We start from the raw sequence: 22,400 nt of genomic DNA on the forward strand, positions 1-22,400 counted from the left end.
AGAGCGCCTTTGTGGGCCGCGAAGTGACCAAGAGCGAGCGCCCTGAACTGACCGCTGCCAAGATCATCGTCTCCGGCGGTCGTGCTCTGGGCTCGGCCGAGAAGTTCACCGAAGTCATGTCGCCCCTGGCCGACAAGCTGGGTGCTGCCATTGGCGCCTCGCGCGCAGCCGTCGATGCGGGCTACGCCCCTAACGACCTGCAAGTGGGCCAGACCGGCAAAATCGTGGCGCCTCAGCTGTACATTGCCTGCGGTATCTCGGGTGCCATTCAGCATCTGGCTGGCATGAAGGACTCCAAGGTGATCGTGGCGATCAACAAGGACCCTGAGGCACCGATCTTCTCGGTGGCTGATTACGGTCTGGAAGCAGACCTGTTCACGGCAGTGCCGGAACTGGTCAAGGCGCTGTAATTTGGCGTACATCAAAAGAGGGGCTTGAGGCCCCTCTTTTTCCATGCGCGCTAGCTGCGCCGGACCGAGGTCATCAACAATAATTCCGCAGCAGCATGGGCCACTTCAGGCCCGTTGCCATGTTGGAGAGGGAGACGCTGGATGAATCGCAAGCATTGGGTTTGGGCTCGTGGGGGATTGGTTGCGCTGTGCGCAGGGGCGGCGCTGGTGGCGCAGGCCTGGACGGTGGGGCAGGTGGCGCCGATGTCAGGGTCCGAGGCCAGTCAGGGTCGCGCCTATGCACAGGGCATGCGTCTGTACTTTGATCAGGTCAACAAGGCCGGTGGTGTGCAGGGCCAGCCGGTAGAGCTGGCGGTGCAGGATGATCTGGGCCACCCCGACGAAACCGTGGCCAAGACCCGCAAGCTGCTCAGCGAGTCCAAGCCTGTGGTGCTGGCCGGCTACTTTGGCAACCGCAACTTGTCGGCGCTGCTGGAGAGCAAGGCGCTGGATGGCTCGCAGATTCCGATCGTCGGCTATCAAAGCACGGACACTCGCGTGCTGGCTTCTCCCCAGTTGTTTGCCACGCGCGCCGGTCTGTCTGAGCAGATTGCCAAGATTTCTACGCATCTGGCAACTGTCGGCATTACCCGTCTGGCACTGGTGTTTGAAGAGCGCCCCGATGCACAGGATTTGACCGCTTTGATTACCAAGGCTGTGACACCAAGTGGTGCCAAGCTGGTCGCTACGGCCATGGTCAAGAACAAGGGTAGCTCTGACAAGGCCGTGCAAGATTTGCAGGCTGCAAAGGCTTCGGCTCAGGCTATCTTGCTGGTGGCATCCAGCACGGCTACAGCGGCTTTTGTCGAGGCTTACCGCATGGATGGTGGCACGGCGCAGGTCTACGCCACGGCTGAGGCCGATATCGAGCAACTGGCCAAGCGCCTGCCGGTGGAATACATGAGCGGCCTGTCGATTGCGCAGGTCGTGCCCAGCCCCTACAAGGTCTCCGGCAAGCTCAACAAAGAATTCCGCGACGCCACCATTGCTGCAGGTAAGACGCTGCAGGTGCCGGTGAGCTTTGCCATGATGGAAGGCTATGTGAATGCCAAGGTCATCGTGGAAGCCATGCGCCGCAGCCAGCCCGTCACGCCTGAGAAAGTCAGCACGGCCCTGCGTGGGCTGGAGGCCTATGACCTGGGTGGCTACTGGGTGAGTTTCAAGCCCGGTCAGGTCGGGTCTAAGTATGTGGACTTGTCCATCGTCAACGCCGCAGGGCGGGTGACGCAATAAGAAAAAGGCCTGTAGCAACTCTGCTCACAGGCCTTTTTTGTAGCGGCACGACACACGCAATAAGCACTGTTGCCAACGGGACAGGAAGCAGCATTCAGGCGGGTGAAACTGGCCTCAGGCCAGTTCATTCATCTGTCAAAGAACTGCTTCTGAAATAAGAGCTGCTTGCGCACTCTGTATAAGCGTTACAGCTCTTTTTTTTGTATAAAACGGATAAGGAGACAAACACATGTCCAAACTGCCACCCGCCCTTAAAAAGCTGGCTTTGCCGGTCATTGGCTCGCCGCTTTTTATCATCAGCAATCCCAAGCTCGTGATTGAGCAGTGCAAGGCCGGCATCGTTGGCTCCATGCCTTCGCTCAACGCCCGCCCGGCAGATTTGCTGGAAGACTGGCTGGCCGAGATCACTGAAACGCTGGCCGCATGGGACAAGGCCCATCCGGAGCAGCCCTCGGCCCCGTTCGCCATCAACCAGATCGTGCACAAAAGCAATGACCGACTGGAGCACGACATGCAGGTCTGCGCCAAGTACAAGGTGCCCATCGTCATCACCAGTCTGGGCGCGCGCGAGGACGTGAATCAGGCCGTGCACAGCTGGGGCGGCGTGGTGCTGCACGACATCATCAACAACAAGTTTGCGCGCAAGGCGATTGAAAAAGGTGCTGATGGCCTGATCGCCGTGGCGGCTGGTGCAGGCGGCCACGCAGGCGAGAAAAGCCCGTTTGCGCTGGTGCAGGAAATTCGCCAGTGGTTTGACGGCCCTCTGGCTCTGTCTGGCGCCATCGCCACCGGCGGTGCTGTGCTGGCTGCTCAGGCCATGGGTGCAGACTTTGCTTATATCGGCTCGGCCTTTATCGCCACCGATGAAGCGCGTGCAACCGACGCCTACAAGCAGGCGATTGTCGAGGGCACATCCGACGATGTGGTCTACAGCAACCTGTTCACCGGCGTGCACGGCAACTACCTGGCACCGTCGATTCGTGCAGCAGGTCTGGACCCGGATAACCTGCCTGAATCCGACCCCAGCAAGATGAACTTTGGGGGCGGTGCGCAAAAGGCGTGGAAGGACATCTGGGGCTGCGGTCAGGGCATTGCCGCTGTGGATAAGGTGCAGCCCACTGCCGAGCTGGTGGCACGCCTCAAGCGCGAGTACGCGCAGGCCAAGGCCAGTTTGCTGGCTGCTTGAGGCAGCGCTTCAGTATCCAAAGCAATGGCACCCTCGGGTGCCTTTTTTATGAGCGAAAGCTGACTTTAGCTTGCTCAAAAGTGACGAAAGTGTGTAAAAAAGGGTTGACTCGTATCAAGTCACTCTGTGCTTGATGGATGTCAATGTCGCTCAAATCCTGCCATTGGCTTTTGAAACGAAAGCCATGATGATTGTCAAAAGAAAGTATTATTACGTTAATTTCAGTAATTACTGAAAATTAAAAATCTCAATCCATGCCCCCATTCACCTCTGATGCTGATGCCGCTGCGGGAAAAACTGCCATGACCGACGTCATCCGCAGACCCAGCGCAGGAGCGGTGTGGCAGGTTCTGGCGGGTTTGATCTGGCTGCCGCAGGCTGCCTTACTCGCCTGGGCCGTGCAAACCATGGCGAATGGGCTGGGTGTGAGCCGCGTCTGGCCCATGGCGCTGGGTGTGTTGCTGCTGGGCTTGGTGCGTGCCTGGGCAGAAGGCCACGGCGCATTGCAGGCCAATCGCGCTGCGCGTACACAGCTCAGTCGTTTGCGCGAACAGGTGGTGCAAGCCCTGGCACAGGCATCGCCACTGGATAAAGCGCGTGCCCCATCTGGCTTGGCCGCCAGTGCGGTGGCAGAGCAGGCCGAAGCCATCGTCCCCTGGCTGTCGCGTTATCAGAGCGCCATGCTGCGCGTGCGCCTGCTGCCATTGGTCATGGTGGCTGCAGTGGCCAGTCAGTCTTGGGTTGCAGCTTTGATTTTGATAGTAGCTGCGCCGCTGATTCCATTGTTCATGGCGATTGTGGGCTGGCGTGCCAAGGCCGCCAGCGAAGAGCAGATGCTGCAGCTCGGTCACATGAATGCTTTTTTGCTGGACCGCCTGCGCGGCCTGAGCACTTTGCGCGCTCTGCACGCTGTGGATTTGACGGCGCAGCGCCTGCGCAGCCACGCTGAAGACCTGCGTACCCGCACCATGCGCGTGCTGAGCATCGCCTTTTTGTCCTCTGCCGTGCTGGAGCTTTTTTCGGCGCTGGGCGTGGCCATGGTCGCCGTCTACATCGGCTTTCATCTGCTGGGTACGCTGAACTTTGGCGCTTGGGGCGATAAGCTCAGTCTGGGGCAGGCCCTGTTTGTGCTGCTGCTGGCCCCCGCGTTTTTTGAGCCACTGCGCGACCTGTCTGCTGTCTGGCATGACCGCGCTGCTGGCGAGGCCGCCCTCAAGACCTTGCAAGACTTGCAGCAGCAAACTGTGCGGGTGGTGGGTGATGTGCAGTCGCTGCAAGAAAGTGAGCGTCTTACGCAATACCAGGGCGCGTCAGTGAGCATTTCGGGTCTGAATGTTCAGGCCCCTGGTGCTCAGACCCAGCTGGCCCCTGTCTCTCTGCAAGTGCAGGCGGGTGAGCATGTGGCGCTGTGGAGCCCCAGCGGCAGTGGCAAATCGGTGCTGCTGGCCCAGCTGACGGGCTTGCTGCCCGTGCAAGAGGGCGAAATTCGCATAGACGGCCAGTTGCTCAATACTCAGACCGCCGCAGCGCTGCGCGCCCGCATGGCGTGGATGAGCCAGCAGCCCCATGTTTTTGCCGGTTCTGTGGCGCGCAATATAGGGCTGGGCCGCGCAGGGGTGGCGGGCGATCAAATCGCACAAGCGACCCGCCAAGCCGCGCTGGACCAGGTGCTGGCCGAAAGACCTGGAATGAGTCTGGGTGAGGGCGGCTCTGGCCTGTCTGGCGGCGAGGTGGTGCGACTGGCACTGGCACGGCTGGCGGCCAATCCGTCAGCAGGACTGCTGCTGGTTGATGAACCTACTGCCCACTTGGATACAGAGACCGCCCGCCAGATTGCACAGTCCCTCAAACAGATCGCAGCAGGGCGTACGCTGATTGTTGCCACCCATGATGCTGAGTTAGCATCGTCAACGGACCGTGTGATCGCGTTGTCTGCGGTGGGTGTGAGCACTCATCTGGACGCCGCATTCTGCAAGGAGGGTGTATGAGCCGTAATCTGCAGACACTGGGCCAGGTCCTGCGTGAACTGGCTCATATGGCACCCCGCAAACTCTGGCTGGGTGGCGCGGCGCTGGCTGCGCTCACGGTGGTCATGGGCATGGCCTTGCTGGGCTTGTCCGGCTGGTTCATTGCCGCCACCGCGCTGGCCGGGCTGCTGCCTGCTACGGCGCTGGTGTTTGATGTGTTCATGCCATCGGCTGGCATTCGCCTGTTGGCCGTGGGCCGCACCGGCGCACGTTATGCAGAGAGACTGGTCACCCACGATGCCACGCTGGCCGTTCTGGCTGCGCTGCGCGAAAAACTGTTTCGCAGCTGGGCTGCACCACAGGCCGCCCGCCTGCTGCTGCAACGCCCGGCTCGACTGCTGCAGCGCCTGACCGCAGACGTCGATGCGCTGGACAACCTTTATCTTCGACTGCTAGTGCCTGCCGTTGCCGCCTTCGGTGCAGCCTTGCTGCTGGCTCTGGCCTTTGGTTTGATGCACGGCTGGCTGGGGCTGCTGGCGTTGGTCTGGTTGCTGCTGGCGGGCTGGGGTATTGCCTTGTGGCATGGCCTGCGTAGTCGCAAGAGCGCCGTGCGCCGCGCCATGGCGCTTGAAATGCTGCGCGCCCAGACCGTCGATTTGGTCGCTGGTCAGACCGATTTACTGATGGCAGGCCAGTTGCCCGCACAGATGCAAAAAGTGCTGAGTGCCGATGCACGCGGTGCCCGTGCGGACGAGCAGCTTTACCAGTCTGAAGCGGCTGTAACGCAAGCCTATGGTGCGGTATCTGCTATTACTTTAAGTGCAGCCATGATCTTGATGGCCTGGCTGATGGAGCAGGGACGCATCAACGGGCCCGTAGCAGCGCTGGGCATTTTGCTGGCGTTGTCAGCGATGGAACCCTTTGCCGCCTTGCGCCGTGGTGCGACAGAAGCCGGGCGCACATGGCTGGCCGTGCGTCGCCTTGGCCCGGCGCTGGCCAAAAATGCTGATGCAGAGCCGATGGTGACGATTGGGCAACCAGAACATCACGCCATAGAGCTGCGTCAGGTTCAGCTGCGCCAGCTGGGCCCTGTTGATTTGACGATTCGCCAGGGCGAGCGCGTGGTGCTGATGGGCGCCAGCGGCGCAGGCAAGACCACGTTGCTCAATGCCATTGCCGGTGAACTGCCGGTGCAGTCTGGGCAGTTGCTGGCGCAGCGCTGCAGCTGGATGACGCAAAGAACCGAGTTGTTTCAAGACAGCCTGCGTGACAACCTGCGCCTGGCCAATCCGCAAGCCAGCGATGCGCAGCTGTGGAATGCGCTGCAAGCCGCAGGGCTTGAGCAGGATGTGAAGGCGCTGCCGCAGCAGCTGGATACCTTGCTGGGCGAGGGCGGTCTGGGCTTGTCTGGCGGCCAGTCGCGCCGCCTGGCGCTGGCGCGTTTGCTGCTCAGCGATGCGCCTTGCTGCCTGCTGGATGAAGCCACCGAAGGGCTGGATGCCGTGACTGCCGCCGATGTGCTGCATCGGCTAGAGCAGGCTGCGAAAGGTCGAACCCTTGTTTTTGCCACGCACTGGCAGCGCGAAGCCCTGATGGCCGACCGCATTGTGCGCATGCAAGCCGGGCGCGTGCTGATGGATGCCCAGCGTGGTACCCCCGAGTTTGAGCAGGCGATTGCGGGTCTGCGCGCTGATGCTGTGAAAGCGAAACCGGCAATGGCCACGGGCATGGCGACACCGAATGTGTGATTTGTTTTTTAGTTGACCGAGAGAAAGGACCTGACCATGGACCTCGATATCGTCGATCTATCGCGACTACAGTTCGCGGTAACGGCGCTCTACCACTTTTTATTTGTGCCGCTGACGCTGGGCCTGTCCATTCTCATCGCCATCATGGAGACGGTGTTTGTGATGACCGGGCGTACCATCTGGCGCGATATGACCAAGTTCTGGGGCGTGCTGTTTGGTATCAACTTCGCCATGGGCGTAGCGACCGGCGTGGTGATGGAGTTTCAGTTCGGCATGAACTGGAGCTACTACAGCCACTATGTGGGTGACATCTTCGGTGCGCCGCTGGCGATTGAAGGTCTGATGGCCTTCTTCCTGGAAGCCACCTTTGTGGGCCTGTTTTTCTTCGGGTGGGATCGCCTCTCCAAGGTCAAGCACCTGATGGTGACTTGCCTGATGGCGATTGGCACCAACTTCTCGGCGCTGTGGATTCTGGTGGCCAACGGCTGGATGCAGAACCCGGTGGGTGCCGCCTTCAATCCGCAGACCATGCGCATGGAAGTGACTGACTTTTTTGCCGTGCTGACCAACCCGGTAGCGCAGGCCAAGTTTGTACACACCGTGTCGGCTGGGTATGTGATGGCTTCGCTGTTTGTGCTGGGGGTCTCGGCCTGGTATCTGCTCAAGGGGCGGCACCTGCACCTGGCCAAGCGATCGATGACCGTGGCAGCATCCTTTGGCCTGGCGGCGTCGCTGTCCGTGGTGGTGCTGGGTGACGAGTCAGGCTATCTGTCCTCCGAGCATCAGAAGATGAAGCTGGCTTCCATCGAGGCCATGTGGGAGACAGAGCCTGCTCCGGCCGCGTTCACCGCCTTCGGTTTCCCCGACCGCGAAGCGCGTGAGACCCATTTTGCCGTGCACATCCCGTGGGTCATGGGTCTGATCGGAACACGCTCGCTGACCACCGAAATTCCCGGCATCAACGATTTGGTCAAGAGTGCCGAGGGCAATATCCGCAACGGTATCGACGCCTATGACGCGTTGCAGACCATTCGCGCCGCCAAAAGCGATGCGGAGATTCCTGCCGAAGCCCGTCTGCGCTTTGAGAACAACGGCACCAACATGGGTTACGCCCTGCTGTTGATGCGCTATGTGGATGACCCGCGCAAGGCGACTGAAGAGCAGATCAAGCAAGCAGCCATGGACACCGTTCCGCCAGTGGGGCCACTGTTCTGGACTTTCCGCATCATGGTGGCACTGGGCATGTTCTTCATCGTGCTGACCGGCACGTTCTTCTACCTGTCCATGCGTCACAAGCTGGATGCCTACCCTTGGCTTCTGAAGGTCGCCGTGCTGTCCATTCCTCTGCCCTGGATTGCTGCGGAATGCGGCTGGGTGGTGGCTGAGCTGGGTCGCCAGCCCTGGATCATCGAGGGCGTGCTGCCCACGGCCATGGCGGTGTCTAACCTGGGCGCTGGCACATTGCTGCTGACGATTGTGGGCTTTGTGTTGATCTACACCGTGATGCTGGTGATCGAACTCAAGCTTTTGGTGCGCGCTATCAAGAAGGGGCCGGAGCATGAGAGTGAGCCGCACCTGAGCTTTTACGAACCCATGATCAAGAAACTGGCCAGTGCCCGCTGAAGGCCCGCAAGGAGTATGAGCAAATGATCTTGCATGAACTAATTACATACGACGTGCTGCGCGTCATCTGGTGGCTGCTGATGGGGGTGCTGCTGGTAGGCTTTGCCGTGACCGATGGCTTTGACCTGGGAGCCATGGGTCTGCTGCGTGCCACTGCCAAGACTGATGTGGAGCGCCGCACGGCCATCAACTCGGTGGGCCCGGTGTGGGAAGGCAACCAGGTGTGGCTGATTCTGGGCGGCGGCGCCATCTTTGCCGCCTGGCCGCAGCTGTACGCGGTGTCCTTTTCGGGCTTTTATCTGGCCATGTTTGCCGTGCTAGTGCCGCTGATCCTACGCCCCGTGGCCTTCAAGTTCCGCAGCAAGCACGAAGATGCGGCATGGCGCAACCGCTGGGACTGGGTGCTGTGCATCACGGGTCTGGTGCCGTCACTGCTGTTTGGCGTAGCCGTGGGGAATGTGATTTTGGGCGTACCTTTCCGCCTGGCGGATGACATGCGCATTTACTACGACGGCACTTTCTTTGGGCTGCTGACGCCGTTTGCGCTGCTGTGTGGTCTGGTGTCGCTTTGCATGCTGCTGATGCACGGTGCGGCCTGGCTGGTCTTCAAGACCGACGGCGAAGTGTCGGCGCGCGCCGCGCGTTATGGCTCGGTGGCGGCTGTGCTGACAACGCTGCTGTTTGCTGCGGCAGGCATCTGGCTGGCAACAGGTATCAACGGCTATGTGATTACCAGCGACATCAATCCGCTGGGGGCTTCCAATCCATTGAACAAGACGGCTGAAATGGCTGCGGGTGCCTGGCTGGCCAACTTCAAGGCCTATCCGATGCTGTGGCTGCTTCCGGGCATAGGGCTGCTTATGCCGCTGGTCGTGGCCGTGGGTCTGCGCAGCCGCCGCGAATGGATCAGCCTGCTGGGCAGTGGTCTGGCCATCGCCTGCGTCATCTTGACTGTGGGCGCTGCCATGTTCCCCATGATCTTGCCTTCCACCATTGATCCGCGCTTTAGCCTGACGGTCTGGGATTCGTCTTCCAGCCACATGACGCTGTTCATCATGCTGGTCTGCGTGGGGATCTTTTTGCCACTAATCCTGATTTACACCAGCTGGGTGTACTCGGTGCTGCGAGGCAAGGTGGATATCAAGGCCATTGCGACTGGCCAAGGTCACTCTTACTAATCAACAAGAAGGAAGGGACTGAATATGTGGTATTTCTCCTGGTTGCTCGGCCTGCCGCTGGCAGCTGCTTTTGCGGTGCTCAACGCCATGTGGTTTGAGCTGACGGAAGATGAGGTGACTCGTCGTCGCCTGCTGGAAGAGACCAACTCGCTCCCAGAGGCCTGAGTGAGCTGAAACAAAAAAGCCCGACTGGTTTTTGCCAGCCGGGCTTTTTTTGTGCCCTGATGATTTTCAGCTTTGGCGCAGCGTCAGCGTGGCCAGTGCAAGGTCGGTGATCTGCGACCAGTTACCGCTGTCCAGCGCGCTGGCAGGAACCAGCCATGAGCCGCCCACACAGACCACATTGGACAGAGCGAGAAATTCGGCCGCGTTGGCAGGCGAGATGCCACCCGTGGGGCAAAAGCGCACATCGCTAAACGGGCCTTGCCAGGCCTTGAGCATGGGTGCACCGCCGGACTGCAGGGCTGGGAAGAACTTCAGCTCGTTAAAGCCATCGTCCTGCGCCATCATGATTTCGCCGCTGGTGGCTACGCCGGGCAGCAGTGGCAAGTCCAGATCGCGGCAGGCCTGCCCCAGCTTGCTGGTGTAGCCGGGGCTGACCGCAAAGCGCGCACCTGCGCGTGCGGCGGCGGCGGCGTCTGCTGCATTGCGAACGGTGCCTGCGCCGACGATGGCTTCGGGCACAGCCTTGGCAATGGCTTCGATACAGGCCAGACCCTGAGGGGTGCGCAGCGTGACTTCAAGCACGCGAACACCGCCGGCCAGCAATGCCTTGGCCATGGGGACAGCATGCTCGACCTTGTGCAGCACGATGACCGGGATGACCGGCGCATCTTGCATGATGGAAAGGGCTGTTAGTTGAGTAGCCATGTGCACGCTCCTTCTTCTGCGCTGAGCGCATTGCGCCGGAATCCGGCAAACAGTTCCCGGCCCAGCCCCCGGCCGTTGCTTCGCTTCAGGGTCTCAGGCATCTGAGCCAGTTCGCGCGATGCCCATTCGGCCTCGCTCACTTCAGCTTGTAACTCGCCGGTGCTGGCATTCAGGGTAATCAGGTCGCCGCTGCGCACCTTGGCCAGCGGGCCGCCTGCCAGAGCTTCGGGGCTGAGGTGAATGGCGGCGGGCACTTTGCCGGAAGCGCCGCTCATGCGGCCATCGGTCACCAGTGCCACTTTGTAGCCCTTGCCTTGCAGCACGGCCAGTGGCGGGGTCAGCTTGTGCAGCTCTGGCATGCCGTTGGCCTGCGGGCCTTGCCAGCGCACTACGCAGACCACGCCGTTGTAGCCATTGCTCTGGCAGGCTTGCTCCAGCGCGCCAGATTTGAAGGCGGCTTGCAGCTCGTCCTGCGAATCAAACACCCATGCGGGGGCTTGCAGGTGGTGGCGGTCTTCGGGCACGGCGCTGACCTTGATCACGCTGCGGCCCATATTGCCCTTGAGCAGTTTGAGTCCACCCGTGGGGCTAAACGGTGCACTAGCCGGGCGCAGCACGTCATCGTCGCCCGATGCGCCTGCATCTTTCCAGAGCAGGCTGTCGTTCTCGACATGGGGGATACGGCCAAAGGCGGCCATGCCGTCTTCGCGCACGGTGAGCACATCGTCATGCATCAGCCCGGCCTGCAGCAGCTGGGCGATGACATAGCCGGGGCCGCCTGCGCGCTGAAACTGGTTCACATCGGCACTGCCATTGGGGTAGATGCGCGCCAGCAGTGGTACCACGGAGGACAGCTGTTCAAAATCGTCCCAGTCAATGATGATGCCCGCCGCACGGGCCACGGCCACCCAGTGAATCAGGTGGTTGGTGGAGCCACCTGTGGCCAGCAGGGCCACCATGGCGTTGACGACGCAGCGCTCATCCACCAAGCGGCCAATGGGCGTAAAGCGCTTGTGGTGGGTGATGGACAGCACGGTGCGCATGGCTTCGCGTGTCAGCAGCTCGCGTTCGGCTTCGGCGGGGTTGATGAAGGAGGTGCCAGGCACATGCAGGCCCATGGCTTCAAGCAGCATCTGATTGCTGTTGGCCGTGCCGTAGAAGGTGCAAGTGCCCTGGTCGTGATAGGCCGCATTTTCAGCAGCCAGCAGCTCTTGCCGGCCCACCAGACCTTGCGCCGCCAGTTCGCGAACCTTGGCTTTTTCGTTGTTGGACAGGCCCGATGTCATGGGCCCTGCGGGCACAAACACCGTGGGCAGATGGCCGAAGTGCAGCGCGCCAATCAGCAGGCCGGGAACGATCTTGTCGCACACCCCCAGCATCAGCGCTGCGTCAAATGTGTCGTGGGTCAGCGCAATGGCGGTGGACATGGCAATCGCATCGCGGCTGAACAGGCTCAGCTCCATGCCGGGCATGCCCTGGGTCACACCGTCGCACATGGCGGGCACGCCGCCGGCAACCTGAGCGGTGGCGCCATTGCGGCGGGCTTCGTCTTTCAGGATGTCGGGGTAGCGTGCAAACGGCGCATGGGCAGACAGAACGTCGTTATAGGCGGTGACGATGCCGATGTTGGGGCCTTTTTCTTCAACGATGCGGATCTTGTCGGCACCGGGAAGCGCGGCAAAGGCGTGTGCCACGTTGGCGCAGCCCATGCTGCGAACCTGGGGCGGGCGGGCGGCCATGGCGTCAACCTGCTCCAGATAGTCGGTGCGGGTGGCGTGGCTGCGCTCCTGAATGCGCCGCGTGACTTGAGCGAGTACGGGATGGACTGCCATGATGAGAATTTTTGGTGATGCAGGAGCGTTTTGCGCTCATGCATCTGGAAGGAAAAAAGCCGCCACGGAGCGCCTCATGAGAGAAGCTGCTTGCGGCCGTGGCGACTGCGGGAGCAGGCTTACTTGGCCCGCGCTTGCTTGACGGCAGCTTGCACGGAATCCCAGGTGCCTTGACCCACGGTCTTGGCAATGCCTGCGTTCACCGTGTTCAGCTTTTCGCGCATGCGGCCAGCTTCTGCAGCGGGCAGCTCATTGACCTGCATGCCCTTGGCCTTGATTTCAGCCAGTGCCTTGGTAGCTTCTTCACGCGTGTCCTTACGCTCGAAGTCGCGGCTCTTGATGGCAGCGTCTTGCAGCACTTTCTTTTCAGCCGGGCTCAGCGTGTCCCACCACTTCTTGCTGACGGTGACGATCCAGGGGCTGTAGACGTGGTTGGAGACCGTCAGGTACTTCTGCACTTCATAGAACTTGCTGGAAAGCACGGTGTTGAACGGGTTTTCCTGTCCGTCCACTGCCTTGGTCTCCAGCGCGGTAAACAGCTCGGAGAAGGGCAGGGGCACAGCGTTGGCGCCCAGCGTCTTGAAGCTATCGAGGAAGACGTTGTTCTGCATCACACGCAGCTTCACGTCTTGCAGGTCTTCTAGCTTGGTGATGGGGCGCTTGTTATTGGTCAGGTTGCGGAAACCGTTTTCCCAGTAAGCCAGGCCGACCATGCCCTTGGGCTCCAGGCTGGCCTTGACTTTATCGCCCACGGGGCCGTCCAGCACGGCATCCGCTTCCTTGGTGTTGGCAAACAGGAAGGGGGTGTCCCAGATGGCCATTTCAGGCGTCAGGCCGACCAGCGTAGCGGTAGAGCCAACCATCATTTCCTGGGCGCCGCCAATCAAGGCTTGCTGCATCTGGGTGTCGGAGCCCAAGGCCGCGTTGCCGATGGCGCGCACCTTCATCTTGCCACCCGTGGCTTTTTCGACTTCCTTGGCAAACATGCGCACGGCGCGGCCCTGGTTGGAGTCTTCCACCAGACCGTAGCCAAAGCGCACAAGGCGGGGCTTGAAGTCCTGAGCCTGAACGGCACCCGTTGCCAGCAACATGGCTGTGAGGGCTGTGACTGCAAATTTGATACGCATGACCGTCTCCTTGCTTGAATGGGCCAGAGCCCTGTTGTTAAAGTGAAATGGGCTGGATACGCAGGCAGGTATTGCGCATCCAGCTATGAAAACAAGAGTGTTTGATGGACTTAGTGCAGCCACTTGAGTGGCGTTGTCACTAGTTGCGGGAACATCACAAACAACGCAGCCAGCACCACATAAACCATCAGGAAGGGGTTGGTGCCCTTGATGACGGTTTCCATGCGCAATTTGCCTACGCCAGCCACCACGTTCTGCACCGTGCCCACGGGCGGGGTAATCAGGCCAATACAGCCCACATAGATGAACATGAAGCCGAAGTAGACGGGGTCGATACCCGCCTTGACAGCCAGTGGTGCGCAGACGGGGCCGAAGATCAGGATGGTCGGTGTCAGGTCCATGGCGGTACCCACAACCAGCAGGAAGATCATCATCACGGCCATGAACAGCACGGGCTGGTCCAGCAGGCCGGCAAAGCTGTCGGCCAGCATATTGGGCAGGTCGGCCAGCGTGATCATGTAGGCCGTCACAGTCGCTGCACCGCACAGGAACATGACGACAGCGGTGGTCTTGGCGGCAGCCAGAAACACGGCGTAGAGCTTGTTCCAGTTCATCTCGCGGTAAACCACCATGGAGACAAACAGCGCATAGACAGCGGCAACCACGGCAGCTTCGGTGGGGGTGAAGACTCCGCCCTTCAGACCACCCAGAATGATGACCGGCATCATCATGGCCCAGAAGCTCTTGAAAATTGCCTTCATGCGCAGACCCCAGCCCACGCGCTCACCCGATGCCAGCTTGAACTTACGGGCAATAAACCACCATGCGGCGATGAGGAAGGCACCCATGAAGAGGCCGGGGAACACGCCTGCCAGAAACAGCTTGCTGATGGAGGTATTCGTCGTCACGCCATAAATCACAAAGGGCATGGACGGCGGAATGATGGGGGCGATGATGCCGCCCGAAGCCAGCAGACCTGCGCTGTAGCTGTCGGGGTACTTCTGGTCGCGCATCATGGGCAGCAAGATGGTGGCCAGAGCAGCAGTGTCGGCAATGGCCGAGCCACTCATGGACGCCAGCAGCACGGCAGCGCCAATAGCCACATAGCCGAGACCGCCGGGGATATGACCCACAAAGGCGCGGGCCAGATCGATGATGCGGCGCGACAGACCGCCCGCATTCATCAGCTCGCCGGCCAGAATGAAGAAGGGAACGGCCAGCAGCGGGAAGTTGTCAAAACCCGCTTGCAGGTTTTGCGCCAGCAACTGAGTGTCGAAGAAGTCCAGGTGCCACATCAGGGCCACGCCGGTGAGGATCAGCGAATGCGCAATCGGCATGCCAATGACCATGCCGCCAATCAGAACGGCCAGAAAAATCAGGGTTACAACCATGGCGCTCTCCTTACTCCACGCTGGTTTCAGAAGATTCGGTGGGGGTGCCGCGAATCATGTCGCGCACCACCACGACCAGCATGCCAATGGCCAGCACCAGCGTTGCCGCGGCGCCCAGCGCCAGTGGGTAGCCCAGCACCGTGCTGTAGCTGCTCCAGCCTGCCAGTACCTGTTCCCAAGAGCCCCACAGCAGCAGCACCATGCAGGCGGTAATCAGCAATTGTGAAACCCAGAACAGCACCTTGCGGGTGACAGGTCCTACTCGGGACGTGACCATGTCAAAGCCCAGGTGTGCGCCTTCAAACGCGGCCACGATGGAGCCAATAGCGACCAGCCAGACGAACAGCAGACGCGAGATTTCTTCGTATGACACGATGCTGGTGTGAAAGACGTAGCGCAGCACCACGTTGATGAAGACGGCAATCACCATGCCGGCCAAGGCCAGCACCATCAGCCCTTCGGCCAGCCGTTTGAGCAGTGGCTTGCGCTCTTGCTCTGTTGGGTTGTTTGTTGACATCGTTGGCTTCCGGTTATTTCTGTATTGGCGATGCAGGTGTTTGGTTGCTTAGCCACTGCTGCACCTGGCGGGCGATCTCGCCCAGCTCTGTGGTGGCGCTGATGGTCAGCACGTCGGGCTCAAGGCGCGGGTCTTCCAGCGTGGCGAACTGGTTGGCCACGAGTTCAGGAGAAAAGAAATGTCCGGGCCGGGTCTGCACGCGGGTCAGAGCAGTTTCGTAGTTCAGCTCCAGAAATACAAAGCCCAGATGCTGGGCGCTGCGCAATTGCTCGCGGTATTTGTGCTTGAGGGCAGAGCAGGTGAGCACCACGCTATGGCTGGCGCTGGCTTGACTGAGCCGCTGGGAAAGGCGCTCGAGCCAGCCTTGGCGGTCTTCATCATTCAGTGCAATGCCAGCCGCCATCTTGTCTACGCTCTGCTGCGAGTGGTAGCTGTCGCCTTCCACCAGTTCCCAGCCCAACTGCTGTGCAATAGCTTGCCCGGCACTGGACTTCCCGCAGCCGGAAACACCCATGATGACCAGTGCGACCATGGTTTGAGGGGTGTCTAGCTTGTTGTTATTCATTTTGGATAGCGCTATCCTTGCTGGTCAAAAAAATGCGCCGCGAGAAACTCCGAACTACGCAGAACTCGTAGACTTCAGAGCTGAACCGGCTGCAGATAGGTGATCAAAATTGTTTGGTTAGCGCTATCATATCATTGCTGAATCCACGTTTAATTAGGAGATTCCCTTGCCTCGCGCCTCAAATCCTCAAGCTGATCGCAGCTCTGAACCCGCGAACTCACGTCGCTCACGTGCCAGCGGAAGGGTCACGCTCAGCGATGTGGCAGAGGCAGCGGGTGTCAGCTCAATGACGGTCTCGCGCGCCTTGCGGGGGGAGCGCCGAGTCGCGCCAGCGCTGGTTGAGAAGGTGCGTGAGGTGGCGGCTTCTCTGGGTTATGTGCCTGACCTTGCTGCCCGCGCGCTGGCATCGCAAAAAAGCACACAGGTGCTGGTGCTGGTGCCCATGCTGTCAAACACGCTGTTTGTGGATGTGCTGGAGGCCGCGCACAAGGTGTTGTTTGCGCGTGGCTATCACATGCTGATTGGCGTAACGCACTACGACCCGCAAGAAGAGGAGCAACTGCTGCGAGCCTATTTGCCCATGCGCCCGGCAGGCCTGCTGTTGACGGGCTTTGATCACAGTGAAGCGTCTCGAAAGCTGCTGGCAGCCAACCCGGTGCCGCGTGTGCACCTGATGGAGCTGCGCCCGACTGAGCGAAGCCAGGATACCTATAGCGTGGGCTTTTCACAGACGCAAGCGGGGGCAGAGATCACGCAGCATCTGCTGGACAAAGGCTACCGCCGCATCGCCTTTTGCGCGGCCCAGCTCGATGCACGGGTCATGCAGCGGCTGGAGGGCTTCCGTCAGGTGCTTAAGCTGGCCAATTTGTATGATCCAGCGCTGGAGTTCCTTGACCCCGAACGCTCATCGATGGCGCTGGGGGCAAGGCAGTTTGAAGCTCTGATGAAGAGCCAGCATGCGGTAGATGCTATCTTTTTTTGCAATGACGACATTGCGCAGGGTGCCTTGCTGGCTGCCAGTCGTCTCGGTGTGCAGGTGCCTCAGCAGGTCGCTATAGCGGGCTTCAACGATTTGCCTGGTAGCGACCAGATGGTGCCGCCGCTGACCACCATTCATACTCCACGAAGCGAGGTGGGGGAGAAAGCGGCCACGATGCTGCTGCAACTATTGGATGGAGAGGCTGTCAAGCAGCCTTGCATGGATCTGGGCTTCACCTTGGTGCCCAGGTCTAGCACCTGATAGGAGACGTAAGCGGCTTGAGCGGCGCGCTGCTCAGGCTTCCGGTGCTGACTTGCCGCGCCCGGTAATCTTGTCTTTCAGATCGAGCAAACGGGTCACGGCAGAGCCCATGCCCATGAGCTGCATGGCGGTTTCGGGCGATAGGCGCTGCACATCGTCAAACCAGCTCATCAACTTGTCGATGAGCTCGTGCATATCGCGCATGCGCTGCTGGGCATAGCGCTCTTCGTCAGAGCTGGCTTCTTCCATCATGGCGGCGCGCAGCATGGACTGTGTGGGCTCAATCTCGCGGCGGCGGCGCTCTTCAGCCAGACGTTTGAAAATCTCCCAGACATCCTCGGGCGCCTGAAAGTATTCGCGGCGGTCACCGGGCTGATGACGATGACGCAGCTGAACCAGTCGCCAGGCTTGCAGTTCCTTGAGTCCCATGCTCACGTTGGAGCGGGAAAATTCCAGCGTGTCGGCAATCTGGTCGGCGTTCAGTGGCTCGGACGAGATAAACAGCAGGGCGTAGATCTGCCCTACGGTGCGATTAATGCCCCAGCGGCTGCCCATTTCACCAAAATGCGAAACAAATTGCCTGCTCAGTTCCGGCAGTGGTTTAGCTTGAGTCATGGCCTCCATTGTGCCTTTGCATGGACTTCTCAGTAGGGCGCGGGATCAAGCCAGAGTGCAACTCCTGCACTTTTAAGCATTAAATTTTGTGATTCCGTGCATGCCTTGTTGCGTAACACTTGCAACGCGTCAGCAAATTGTTGGGAATCGGCGCAAAATCGCCACCTGTTTTTACGTCGGCTTTCTGACCTTTCCGGGTCTTGGATCAAAAGCGCACTTCGTTGCCTGTGATTTGCTAGCTGCAGGTGGCCGTGATCAGATGTCCCAAAGTTCAACTTCTATTTCCTCTCATTCCCGTAGCGCGCTGCTCGATTGCACCAAGGGGCTGGCTTGCGCCGCTATCGTCTGGCATCACCTTGCCTTTTACGGCCCGATGTCCGATGTGGCCCACCCCGTGATGCCAGACCTGCTGGACTGGCTGTATGAGTACGCCCGTATGGCGGTGCAGATATTTCTGGTGATTGGCGGCTTTCTGGCCGCTGCCAGCCTCGCGCCCCAAGGCTTGTCACGCTTTGATTCGCCCTGGGCCAAGATCGGCAAGCGCTTTGTGCGCCTGCTTGTTCCCTATGCGGTGGCGCTGGTGATGACGATTGTGATTTCAGCAGCCATTCGCCCCTGGTTTGATCACGATTCTGTCTCTGCGGATCCTGACCTTTGGCAGCTCATGGCCCATGCGCTGCTGCTGCAAGGCATTGTGGGTGAGGAGTCGCTGTCTGCCGGTGTCTGGTATGTGTCCATCGACTTTCAGCTGTTTGCGGGCACTGTATTGCTGCTGGCCGGGGTGCGCTGGCTGCAGCTGCGGATTGCTGCGCGCTGGGGCGATGCAGCGGTTGCACGCTGGTGGCCGTGGGCCGTAACTGGCGCGCAGGCGCTGGTAGTGCTAGGCGCGGCGGCATCGCTGCTGAGCTTTAATCTGGATGCTGAGCTTGATGTCTGGGCTATTTACTTCATGGGTGCCTATGGCATAGGCATGATGGCCTTCTGGGCCGTGGCGGCAGAAAAGCGCATCACGGCGTGGAGCTGGGGCATGCTGATTGCAGCACTGATCATTGGTGCGCTGGTTTATGAGTGGCGCGACCGTATCTTTCTGGCCGGCGTGACGGCCATGCTGCTGATCATCTGCATGCGCACCGAGGGCATTGCACGCTGGAAGGGCTTTGCGCCGCTGCGTCGACTGGGTGAGATTTCGTATTCGGTGTTTCTCATCCACTTCTCCATCTGCCTGCTGGTCAATGCGGTGGTCAACCACTTCTGGCATGGCTCGGTCACAGCGGCCGTGGTGGGCATTCCGTTTGCCTTTGTGCTGTCGCTGACGGCGGGCTATGCGCTGTACCAGCTGGTTGAATGCCATGTCTCGTCGTGGAATCAGGCCCTGCGCTGGCAGGCGGGTCTGATTGGCGCCGGTTTGCTGACGACCTTGCTGGCAGGTCTGCGTTAAATCTGTTGGCACCCATAAAAAAAAGCAGCCCGATGAGGCTGCTTTTTTTGTGAGTGCAGGCTGGTTTAGCGGTGCAACTCGCCCGAGCTTTCAGGCTGGAACTCGATGGCATCGACGCGCACCGTGACCTGATGACCCGTGGGGCTAGGCATTTTCAACTCATCGCCTACAGACAGACCCAGCAAGGCAATGCCTACGGGGGCAAAGATGGAGACCTTGTCGGCGCTGCCATCCATATCCTTGGGGTAAACCAGTGTCAGTGTGTTGGTCTTGTTGGTTTCGAGCATGGTGAAGCGCACCGTCGAATTCATGGTCACCACATTGGGCGGCATATCTTCCGGGTCGAGCACATCTGCGCGGTCCAGTTCGGCTTCCAGCGCATCACGGCCCGGAAACTGGCTGTTGTTCTTTTCCAGCAGCGTTTCGATGCGTTCCAGATCCAAAGACGACAAAGTGATGTTGGGCTTGCGCTCCATGGTGTGACTCCCTTGCGAGATGCAGTAAGTGGCGCTTTGGCGTTGCGCGAACGGACAAAAGCCCGGGCAACGGTGTTGTCCGGGCCAAGGCATGCAGATAGGCACCAAATTGGTGCATTCCCTGTATTGTCAGCCAAGGATGCGGAAGTGCCAAGTCATCTCGCACTGGGTCAGTGCGAAATAAAATCATTATTTGCTCTTATTTAAGTAGCGTGTTACGCCTGTCAGTAAAGGGTTGGAGTCTGTTTTTATGGCAGATTTAGAACTCTTGGTTGACACAGTATTGATTGAAATGTTTCAAGAGTTTCCTCTTTCATCCAATTTTTAAATTATTAATGCTCATGTGCGTAGAATTTTGTAAAAATAAAAATTATTTTTTAATGTGTTGAATATTAATTTAAAGCTTGTCTGAGTAAATAATTTTTGATAATTCAATTATCGGATAAATAGGTAATTTGTTAATAAGTTTTCATTATGGTAATTCATGGTTAAATGATTTTTGTCCGATGGCGACAGCTCTTGCCTTTTTGCGTCATTTTATTTGTAAGGGAAGACTTGCTATCAGTAGATGCCCGATTGACCTTGATCAAGAGAGTTTGTGAAAATATTCTATGGTAAGCCAATGGCTTTGTTTATTGATTCAGAAGTGAGTAAGTCATGAATCAGCGCAGTGTTCGTAATATCAGTCTCAAGAAATATTCTCAGGTTGCCACTGATCTGGGAATTGATCAATTACGAATGTTTCGGCAGGTGGGGCTTGAATCCAGCTGGCTGCAGGCTTCTGAAATTCGGGTGCCAGAAACCAATTTTGCCCATTTGCTTCAAACAACATCCAGCGCTGCTGATAACGCATCTATCGGCCTGTTAATGGGCGCGCTGTGGAAGCTTTCTGATTTTGGTTATTTAAGCCTCGCCCTTCAGCACCAGGCCAGCCTGGGGCAGGCGATTGCCACCATTTCTGAGTACTCGCACCTGCTCAGCAGCACCATCAGCGTTAATGTGGTGCGGCAGAACAAAGTTGCCATCATTCAGCTGCACTTGACTACGGGCAGGGAGCAGCCGGGGCGTCACCCGGTAGAGTTGGGTGTGGCGGTGCTGCAGGCCTTGTGCCGCCATCAGCTGGGTCGCAACTGGTGCCCGATGAGCACGCATTTCACACATGAAGCACCGATCAGCACGGTGCAGCACCGGCGTATCTTTGGCTCGGACATGGTGTTTGATTCTGATTTCGACGGGCTGGTGCTTTCTTGCACAGACCTTGACCAGATTCACCCTGCTTATGACGAAAGCATGGAGCAGTATGCGCGCCACTTTCTGGACACCATGGCGCCTGTTCGTGCCCGGCCAGATATTGAGCAGCAGGTCAAGCTGGCCATTCAGGCCTTGTTGCCCCATGGTCGCTACAGCATCGCGCAGGTGGCCAGCACCATTGGATTCAGCACGCGCTCGCTGCAGCGTAATCTGGAGAGCTCGGGCACCAGTTTTCAGCTGGCGCTCAATGCCGTGCGTATGCAGACTGCGACCCGGGCGCTGAAGAACCCGCGTCTGTCCATCAGCGACGTGGCCCTGCAGACCGGCTTTGCCGAGAACAGCTCTTTTACGCGCTGGTTCAATGCAGAGTTTCAACAAAGCCCCAGCAACTGGCGCACATTGAATTTTGCGAGCGCAGCGGTGAACTGACTGAGCGAGCCTGGCAGCCAGGTGAGCCAGAACGGACAAGGCCGGAGTCTCAATGACTCCGGCCTTGTGTTTTTAGAGAGGCTGGCGATTACTGAGCCTGATAGTCAATAGACTTGAGCAGCGTTTGCTGGCGCTGGTAAGCCTTTTGCAGCTCGCTCATCAGGGTTTCAGACGTTGCATCGGTGCCTGATTCCATTCCCATGTCCCTGACCTTGGCGGCGATCTGAGGTTGCTTGAAGTACTGCAGCGCAATCTCGCGGACCTTGGCTTGCACGTCGGCTGGCGTATCAGGGCGAGACCAGACGCCAAACCAGCTCACCTCAGATAGCTGTGGGTAGCCCAGCTCCTTGAAGGTGGGGACGTCGGGCAATTGCTCCATACGGTTGGGGTAGTTCACGGCCAGAGCCTTGACCTTGCCAGCCTTGATCAGGGGCAGGGAGGTGGTGAGGCCATCCATCATCAGCGGGATATGACCACCCATGAGATCGGTCAGAGCAGGGGGCGAGCCCTTGTAGCCCAGGTGCTTCATCTTGATGCCCATCAGCTGCCCCAGCAGCATGCCCGAGGTATGGCCGCGCATGCCCGCTGCGTAGGAGGCAAAGTCCAGACCTTCGGGCTGCTTTTTGCCATAGACGCTGAGTTGCTGCAGATTGCTGGCGGGGAAGTCTTTGTTGGCGATGAGTACCAGGCCGTTACGGCTGAGCTGGGCCAGCGGCTTCAGGTCTTTGAAGGGCTGATAGTTGACCTTGTAGGCCAGGGGCGTTTCACTGACGATGCCGCCCTGGATCAACAAAAACGTGTGCGCATCTTTGCCGTTATTGAGCAAGTCTGCCACGGCAAGCGCACCAGCAGCGCCGGGTTTGGACTCCACGATCACGGGCTTTCCCAACTGCTTTTGCATGCCGTCTGCCAGCAGGCGAGCAAGAGAGTCTGCATTGCCGCCTGCAGGCCCGCCCACGATCATTCGAATGGGTTTGCTGGGCCATGCTGGCGTTTGCGCATGGGCTGAAAAGCTTGTGGCAACGCCCGTCACACTCAGGCAGGCACCCAGCGCGACTGCTTTCCATTGAATTGTCTTGCTCATCGTTGTCTCCGTTTGTTCTGGTCTGTTTCCCAAAAACCTTACGCCCAAATGCTTGAGGCATGGTTCTGGGTGCGCCGGCGTCGCAGCGGTGAATGCCACGTCACACGATGTCAAAAATTCTCAGTTGGAGCCCTGAGTTGCAGCTTGACGAATGACGCCAGCATTTGACGGCTTCAGACGG

At 59.1% G+C, this 22,400-nt stretch carries 20 protein-coding genes; 11 read left to right on the forward strand and 9 right to left on the reverse strand.

Annotation, left to right across the window (positions count from 1 at the left end; genetic code table 11):
• The 8 genes from RSF91_RS15750 to cydX form a co-directional block, all read left to right on the forward strand.
• Nucleotides 1–410: electron transfer flavoprotein subunit alpha/FixB family protein (locus tag RSF91_RS15750; protein ID WP_332569305.1), on the forward strand; the 410-nt coding region annotated here is incomplete at its 5' end.
• A gap of 141 nt (nt 411–551) precedes the next feature.
• A complete protein-coding gene (locus RSF91_RS15755; RefSeq protein WP_332569306.1) occupies nt 552–1,682 on the forward strand; it encodes an ABC transporter substrate-binding protein in 1,131 nt (376 codons plus the stop codon).
• Nucleotides 1,683–1,911: 229 nt separating this feature from the next.
• Nucleotides 1,912–2,868, forward strand: coding sequence for an NAD(P)H-dependent flavin oxidoreductase (locus RSF91_RS15760; protein ID WP_332569307.1), 957 nt, complete (start codon nt 1,912–1,914; stop codon nt 2,866–2,868).
• A 302-nt stretch (nt 2,869–3,170) separates the two neighbouring features.
• On the forward strand, nt 3,171–4,856 hold the full coding sequence (gene cydD, locus RSF91_RS15765) for a thiol reductant ABC exporter subunit CydD (protein ID WP_332569351.1): 1,686 nt from the start codon (nt 3,171–3,173) through the stop codon (nt 4,854–4,856).
• On the forward strand, nt 4,853–6,583 hold the full coding sequence (locus RSF91_RS15770) for an amino acid ABC transporter ATP-binding/permease protein (RefSeq protein ID WP_332569308.1): 1,731 nt from the start codon (nt 4,853–4,855) through the stop codon (nt 6,581–6,583). Before cydD ends, RSF91_RS15770 begins: the two co-directional genes overlap by 4 nt.
• A gap of 36 nt (nt 6,584–6,619) precedes the next feature.
• Nucleotides 6,620–8,206: a cytochrome ubiquinol oxidase subunit I gene (locus tag RSF91_RS15775; RefSeq protein ID WP_332569309.1), complete on the forward strand. Its 1,587-nt coding sequence runs from the start codon at nt 6,620–6,622 to the stop codon at nt 8,204–8,206.
• Between the two features lie 23 nt (nt 8,207–8,229).
• Nucleotides 8,230–9,384: a cytochrome d ubiquinol oxidase subunit II gene (cydB, locus tag RSF91_RS15780; RefSeq protein WP_332569310.1), complete on the forward strand. Its 1,155-nt coding sequence runs from the start codon at nt 8,230–8,232 to the stop codon at nt 9,382–9,384.
• Between the two features lie 24 nt (nt 9,385–9,408).
• Complete coding sequence (gene cydX, locus RSF91_RS15785; protein ID WP_099736188.1) at nt 9,409–9,549, forward strand: cytochrome bd-I oxidase subunit CydX; 141 nt, start codon at nt 9,409–9,411, stop codon at nt 9,547–9,549.
• A 66-nt stretch (nt 9,550–9,615) separates the two neighbouring features.
• Here the strand turns inward: cydX and eda are convergent, their stop codons facing one another.
• The 6 genes from eda to RSF91_RS15815 all read right to left on the reverse strand — a co-directional run bounded on the left by eda (nt 9,616) and on the right by RSF91_RS15815 (nt 15,686).
• Nucleotides 9,616–10,254, reverse strand: a complete 639-nt coding sequence (eda, locus tag RSF91_RS15790; RefSeq protein ID WP_332569311.1) for a bifunctional 4-hydroxy-2-oxoglutarate aldolase/2-dehydro-3-deoxy-phosphogluconate aldolase — start codon at nt 10,252–10,254, stop codon at nt 9,616–9,618.
• A complete protein-coding gene (gene edd / locus RSF91_RS15795) occupies nt 10,239–12,086 on the reverse strand; it encodes a phosphogluconate dehydratase (protein ID WP_332569312.1) in 1,848 nt (615 codons plus the stop codon). The genes eda and edd overlap by 16 nt, the downstream gene beginning before the upstream one ends.
• A 119-nt stretch (nt 12,087–12,205) precedes the next feature.
• On the reverse strand, nt 12,206–13,213 hold the full coding sequence (locus RSF91_RS15800) for a TRAP transporter substrate-binding protein (RefSeq protein ID WP_332569313.1): 1,008 nt from the start codon (nt 13,211–13,213) through the stop codon (nt 12,206–12,208).
• A gap of 110 nt (nt 13,214–13,323) precedes the next feature.
• Nucleotides 13,324–14,604, reverse strand: coding sequence for a TRAP transporter large permease (locus RSF91_RS15805; protein WP_099736192.1), 1,281 nt, complete (start codon nt 14,602–14,604; stop codon nt 13,324–13,326).
• 10 nt (nt 14,605–14,614) lie between these two features.
• A complete protein-coding gene (locus tag RSF91_RS15810) occupies nt 14,615–15,121 on the reverse strand; it encodes a TRAP transporter small permease (protein ID WP_332569314.1) in 507 nt (168 codons plus the stop codon).
• 13 nt (nt 15,122–15,134) lie between these two features.
• The gene (locus tag RSF91_RS15815; RefSeq protein WP_332569315.1) at nt 15,135–15,686 is read right to left on the reverse strand and encodes a gluconokinase; all 552 of its coding nucleotides are present in this window, start codon (nt 15,684–15,686) and stop codon (nt 15,135–15,137) included.
• Between the two features lie 166 nt (nt 15,687–15,852).
• Here RSF91_RS15815 and RSF91_RS15820 point away from each other — a divergent pair, with 166 nt between their 5' ends.
• Nucleotides 15,853–16,926 (forward strand): LacI family DNA-binding transcriptional regulator, encoded by a 1,074-nt coding sequence (locus RSF91_RS15820; RefSeq protein WP_332569316.1) that lies wholly within the window; start codon nt 15,853–15,855, stop codon nt 16,924–16,926.
• Between the two features lie 33 nt (nt 16,927–16,959).
• Here the strand turns inward: RSF91_RS15820 and RSF91_RS15825 are convergent, their stop codons facing one another.
• Entirely contained in the window at nt 16,960–17,550 is a 591-nt protein-coding gene (locus tag RSF91_RS15825) for a GbsR/MarR family transcriptional regulator (RefSeq protein WP_332569317.1), read from the reverse strand.
• 250 nt (nt 17,551–17,800) lie between these two features.
• Here RSF91_RS15825 and RSF91_RS15830 point away from each other — a divergent pair, with 250 nt between their 5' ends.
• Nucleotides 17,801–18,979: an acyltransferase family protein gene (locus tag RSF91_RS15830; RefSeq protein WP_332569318.1), complete on the forward strand. Its 1,179-nt coding sequence runs from the start codon at nt 17,801–17,803 to the stop codon at nt 18,977–18,979.
• A gap of 65 nt (nt 18,980–19,044) precedes the next feature.
• On the opposite strand, the gene rnk is transcribed toward RSF91_RS15830, so the two are convergent.
• Nucleotides 19,045–19,455, reverse strand: a complete 411-nt coding sequence (gene rnk, locus RSF91_RS15835) for a nucleoside diphosphate kinase regulator (protein ID WP_332569319.1) — start codon at nt 19,453–19,455, stop codon at nt 19,045–19,047.
• A gap of 657 nt (nt 19,456–20,112) precedes the next feature.
• On the opposite strand from rnk, the gene RSF91_RS15840 reads away from it, so the two are divergent.
• On the forward strand, nt 20,113–21,135 hold the full coding sequence (locus RSF91_RS15840) for an AraC family transcriptional regulator (RefSeq protein ID WP_332569320.1): 1,023 nt from the start codon (nt 20,113–20,115) through the stop codon (nt 21,133–21,135).
• Nucleotides 21,136–21,223: 88 nt separating this feature from the next.
• Here RSF91_RS15840 and RSF91_RS15845 read toward each other — a convergent pair whose 3' ends face one another.
• Nucleotides 21,224–22,219, reverse strand: a complete 996-nt coding sequence (locus RSF91_RS15845) for a tripartite tricarboxylate transporter substrate binding protein (RefSeq protein ID WP_332569321.1) — start codon at nt 22,217–22,219, stop codon at nt 21,224–21,226.
• Nucleotides 22,220–22,400: the final 181 nt, after the last annotated feature.

Origin of the sequence: Comamonas sp. (genome assembly GCF_036643215.1) — a bacterium.
Classification (GTDB): Bacteria; Pseudomonadota; Gammaproteobacteria; order Burkholderiales; family Burkholderiaceae_C; genus Comamonas.